The following is a 5,046-nucleotide window of genomic DNA, read 5'->3' as shown; positions in this document are numbered from 1 at the left end:
GCACGACGAGGCGGTCTTCGTGGACTTCGATCGCGTAGGCCTCGGCCGCGTAGTGCGCGGCGACGCCCGGCTGAAGCATCCACTGTCCGTCAGTGAACTTCATGGGGGTGGTTCCTTGTTGTCTCCGAACGGCCGGCGGTGCTGCCGGCCTCTCACTTCTTTTGATGCTGTGTTGCCTAACTCCTCAAGCTTGTGGTGCCTTCACGTGGCGTGCGATGTAGTCGTCGTGACTGGGCATGGCCGCCGCAGTCTGGGCGATGGCCTGACGCACGCGGGCGAAATGCTGCACCAGGGCGGCTTCGTCGACATGGTCGACGAAGGGATCGTAGGCCTCGGGCCGCAGCCCCAGGCCCATCAAGAGGGACACCCAGGACGGCTCGGCGAAGCTGTCGCGGTCGAGGATGGCGACGCGGCCGGTCGAGCGGAATAGCTCGATCTGGTGGGCCAGCGTGTCGGGAATGGGCATGGCCGCGCAGTAGCGCCACAGCTCGCTGTCGCGGCGCTCGGTAACCTTGTAATGCAGCACGATGAAGTCGCGCGTGGACTCGTACTGCTGGGCCATCAGGCGGTTGAACTCGGCGGCCAGATGCGGCTTGAAGCGGCGGTCCGGGAAGAACTGGATGAGCCGGCCGACGCCGTCCATGATTAGCTGGATGCTGGTCGACTCCAGTGGCTCCAGGAAGCCGCTGGCCAGGCCGATGCCGACGACGTTCTTCACCCAGCTCTGCTTGCGCCGCCCGGTGGTGAAGTGCAGTTGGCGCGGCGTGTCGAGCGCCTTGCCGTCCAGCCCCGCAAGCAGGGTGCTGGCGGCCTCGTCGTCGCTGATGAAGTGGCTGCAATAGACATGGCCGTTGCCGGTGCGGTGCTGCAGCGGGATGCGCCATTGCCAGCCGGCCGCCTTGGCGGTGGAGGTGGTGTAGGGCGTCAACGGTGCGACGCGTTCGCTGGGCACGGCCTGGGCGCTGTTGCAGGGCAGCAACGCGCTCCAGTCTTCATACGGCGATTGCATCGCGCCGCCGATCAGCAGCGCCCGGAAGCCCGAGCAGTCGATGAAGAGATCGCCGTCGATGCGGCGGCCGTCGGCCAGCTTGACAGCGGCGACGAAGCCATCCTGGGGCCGCAGTTCGACGTCGACGATCAGCCCTTCGACGCGCTGCACGCCGCGCGCCATCGCGTACTCGCGCAGGTAGGCGGCATACAGGCCGGCATCGAAGTGATAGGCGAAGGAGAAGGCATTGGCAGCAGACGGCGCCCCGCCCTCGGGCGGCGTGAAGCGGTTGCGCCGCGCCATCGCGGTCGCCATCGACCAGTCCTCGTAGCTCGGCAGGTCGGGCAACGTACGCTGCAGGCGCAGCCAGTGCTGCCAGGGCGAGCGGCCCTCGATGGCCGGGCCGAAATCGCCAAAGCCGTGGAAGAAGCGGTTGCCGACCTGGCCCCAGTCGCGGAACTCGATGCCGAGCTTGAAACTGCCCTGGGTCTTCTTGACGAAGTCGGCGCCGTCCAGGCCCAGCGTGGTGTTGTAGGCGCGGATGGGCGGCAGCGTGGCTTCGCCGACGCCGATGGTGCCGATATCGGGCGATTCGACCAGCATGATCTCCGGCCGCGCACGGCCCGCCTGGGCGAACCGCTGGGCCAGCGGCGCGGCAGCCATCCAGCCGGCGGTGCCGCCGCCAACGATGACGATCTTGCGGATGGGGAGGTCTAGGGGGTCTGACATCAAGGTAGAAGTGCGGTCGCTGGCCTGACCACTTGGGCCTCCGAGGGGCGCCATCTTCGGCGCGGTGTTGCTAAACGCGCTAGGGGCTTTCACCCAATTTACTTCGTGCGACGGTCGAACTAATATGCTCCAAAGCCTGATCTACAGGGCATCAATAGGAGACAACGCTTGCAGGCCGAAGCCGCTGGAAGCCAACAACTGCTCAAGGGTATCAATCGCATGACCCTGGTGAGGCACCTCTGTGCCAACCCGGGGCTTTCGCGCGCAGACCTCGCAGGCGCCGTTGGCCTCACCAAGTCCACCGTCAGCCTGCTCGTGCGCGAGCTGGTGAATGAGGGCTGGCTGGCCGAGCGCGAAGTCGTCGCCACCGGCGACCTGGGCCGCCGCCCCACGCCGCTATTCATCGACCCCGCCCGCCTGCTGCTGCTGGGCGCCGAGGTGGGTATCGAGTCGGTGCGCGTCGTCGCGACCTCGTTGACCGGCGAGGTGCGGGCCAGCACCGTTGCCAGCTATGGCGCTGGCTGCACGGCCAAGGCCTGCATAGCCACGCTGGCCACCGCGCTGCTCAAGCTGCGCCGGCAACTGGACGTCAGCCAGCAGATCCTGGGCATCGGCGTGGGCCTGCCGGGCGGTGTCAACGAGGTGCGCGGCGTGCTGCATTTCGCGCCCAACCTCGGCTGGCGCGACATCCCCTTCGGCGCGCTGCTGGGCGAGAAGCTGCAGGACACGGCGCTGGCCGGCGTGCCCCTGTTCATCCAGAACGAAGCCGATGTGGCGGCCCTGGGCGAGATGGAGTTCAACCCTTCGCCGGCGTCTGACCCGCTGCTCTACGTTTCCATCAACCAGGGCCTGGGCGCCGGCGTCATCGTCGGCGACCGCCTGCTGACCGGCAGCCGCGGCTTTGCCGGCGAGGTGGGCCATATGGTGCTGGAGCTCGATGGCCCGCGCTGCTCCTGCGGCCGGCGTGGCTGCGCGGAGGCGCTGATCGCGACGCGCGCGCTGCTGGGCAGTGAGGACGGCACCGTGCTGCGCTCCCTGGCCGAGGTGCGCGCCCATCTGGTGGACGAAGATGCCGAGACGCTGAAGGCCGTCAACTCCGCCGGCCGCAACCTCGGCGTGCTGCTGCAGAACCTGGCTACCGCCTACGACCCCGGCTGCATCGTGCTGGGCGGCGCCGTCGTCGAACTGGGCCAACCCTTCCTGCAGCCGGCCCTGGACGCGTTGCTGGCGTACGCCACCGCTGCCAGCCTGCCGCCGCCAAGCGTGCGCACTTCTCGCTTTGGCGCCAACGCCGTCGCCGTGGGCGCTGCTGCGCTGGCACGCTACCGCCTCACCCGCCCCGGCCTGCCTTTGGCCGACACGGGCGTGACTCTGGCCGAAGAGGCCGCCTGACATGAAAACCATTTCAGGATTCGAATGACTGACATGTATCTCGGCATTGATCTCGGCACCTCGGAAGTCAAAGCACTGCTGCTTGACGGCACGGGCCGCATCGTCGGCACGGCCGGCAGCACGCTGGCGCTCTCCAACCCCGAGCCGCTGTGGTCGGAACAGAACCCGGCCGACTGGTGGACCGCCACCGAGGCCGCCGTCGCCCAGTTGCGCGCGGCCTACCCGGCCGAGTTCGCCGCCGTGCGTGGCATCGGCCTGTCGGGCCAGATGCACGGCGCGGTCCTGCTGGATGCAGCCGACGCCGTTCTTCGTCCCGCCATCCTGTGGAACGACGGCCGCTGCCACGCCGAGTGCGCCGAGCTGGAAGCCGCCGCGCCGCGCCTGCACGACATCGCCGGCAACCTCGCGATGCCGGGCTTCACGGCACCCAAGCTGCTGTGGGTCAAGAAGCACGAGCCCGCCGTCTTCGCGCAAGTGAAGACCGTGCTGCTGCCCAAGGACTGGCTGCGCCTGCAGCTGACGGGCGACAAGGTCTCCGACCCGTCCGACGCCGCCGGCACGCTGTGGCTGGACGTGGCGCGCCGCGACTGGTCCGACGAGCTGCTGGCCGCCACCGGCTTGACACGGGCCCACATGCCCCGCCTGGTGGAAGCCAGCGAGCCCAGCGGCGTGCTCAAACCCGAGCTGGCGCGCGCCTGGGGCCTGGGCGCAGAAGTCATCGTCGCCGGCGGCGCCGGTGACAACGCCGCCAGCGCCATCGGCATCGGCGCCACGCAGCCGGGCGACGGCTTCATCTCGCTCGGCACCTCGGGCGTGCTCTTCGTCGTCAACGACCGCTACCGCCCCAACCCGGCCTCGGCCGTGCACGCCTTCTGCCACGCCCTGCCCGAGCGCTGGCACCAGATGAGCGTGATGCTGTCGGCGGCCAGCTGCTTTCGCTGGTTCTGCAATCTCGTCGGCGCCCACGAAAGCGCGCTGCTGGCCGAGCTTGCGTCGAATGACAACGCAATCACGGAGCGCGCGCCGATCTTCCTGCCCTACCTGGCCGGCGAGCGCACGCCGCACAACGACCCGTTTGCGCCCGCTGTCTTCCACGGCCTGAAGTCGCAGACCAACCGTGCCGACTGCACCTACGCCGTGCTCGAAGGCGTCGCCTTCGGCCTGGCCGACGGCCTTGCCGCGCTGCACGCAGCGGGCACCGAGGTGACGCAACTCTCCCTCGTCGGCGGCGGCTCGCGCAGCCCTTACTGGGCGCAGCTGATCGCCGACGCGCTGCAAGTCGAGATCGTCGTGCACGCCGGATCCGAAGCCGGCGGCGCGTTGGGAGCGGCCCGCCTCGGCTGGCTGGCCACGGGGGGCACGGTCGACACCGCCTGCACCCGCCCCGACATCACAGGGCGCTTCACGCCCAACCCCGAACGCCACGCACGCCTGGCCCCACGCCTGGCGCGCTTTCGTGACCTGTACGCCCGCCTGCGCGGTGCCTGACTTTTTGAACCTACCCATGAGCTACTTCGAACACATCGCGCCCATCCGCTTTGAGGGCGCCGACAGCCCCAGCGACCTGGCCTTCAAGCACTACGACAAGGACCGCATCGTGCTGGGCAAGTCCATGGCCGAGCACCTGCGCTTTGCCACCTGCTACTGGCACAACTTCTGCTGGACCGGCCTGGACCCGTTCGGCGGCGCGACCTTCGAGCGCCCTTGGTTCCAGGGCGGCAGCCCGATGGAACTCGCCAAACTGAAGGCCGACGCCGCCTTCGAGTTCTTCGCCAAGCTCGGTGCGCCCTACTACTGCTTCCATGACCGTGACGTCGCCCCCGAGGGCGCCACGCCGCGCGAGAGCCAGGAGAACTTCAAGCGCATCGTCGACCTGCTCGGCGAGAAGCAGCAGGCCACTGGGCTCAAGCTGCTGTGGGGCACGGCCAACCTGTTCA

The 5,046-nt window shown here is 68.8% G+C and carries 3 protein-coding genes and 1 pseudogene; 3 read left to right on the top strand and 1 reads right to left on the bottom strand.

The annotated features are described in order from the left end of the window. Positions 1 to 184: 184 nt before the first annotated feature. Complete coding sequence (locus ABIS05_RS17845; RefSeq protein ID WP_348009135.1) at positions 185 to 1,717, bottom strand: tryptophan halogenase family protein; 1,533 nt, start codon at positions 1,715 to 1,717, stop codon at positions 185 to 187. Positions 1,718 to 1,945: 228 nt separating this feature from the next. On the opposite strand from ABIS05_RS17845, the gene ABIS05_RS17840 reads away from it, so the two are divergent. From ABIS05_RS17840 to ABIS05_RS17830, 3 genes and pseudogenes are all read left to right on the top strand, one after another. Beyond that, the gene (locus ABIS05_RS17840) at positions 1,946 to 3,109 is read left to right on the top strand and encodes an ROK family transcriptional regulator (protein ID WP_348009134.1); all 1,164 of its coding nucleotides are present in this window, start codon (positions 1,946 to 1,948) and stop codon (positions 3,107 to 3,109) included. Positions 3,110 to 3,142: 33 nt separating this feature from the next. Continuing rightward, positions 3,143 to 4,597, top strand: a complete 1,455-nt coding sequence (xylB, locus tag ABIS05_RS17835; protein WP_348009136.1) for a xylulokinase — start codon at positions 3,143 to 3,145, stop codon at positions 4,595 to 4,597. A 16-nt stretch (positions 4,598 to 4,613) separates the two neighbouring features. Further along, positions 4,614 to 5,046, top strand: a pseudogene (locus ABIS05_RS17830) (xylose isomerase); the annotation flags it as partial.

It is taken from the genome of Roseateles sp. (assembly GCF_039929605.1).
Taxonomy (GTDB): Bacteria; Pseudomonadota; Gammaproteobacteria; order Burkholderiales; family Burkholderiaceae_C; genus Pelomonas.
The sequence above is the reverse complement of the archived record's forward strand: the minus strand, read 5'-3'. Positions and strand labels throughout refer to the sequence as shown.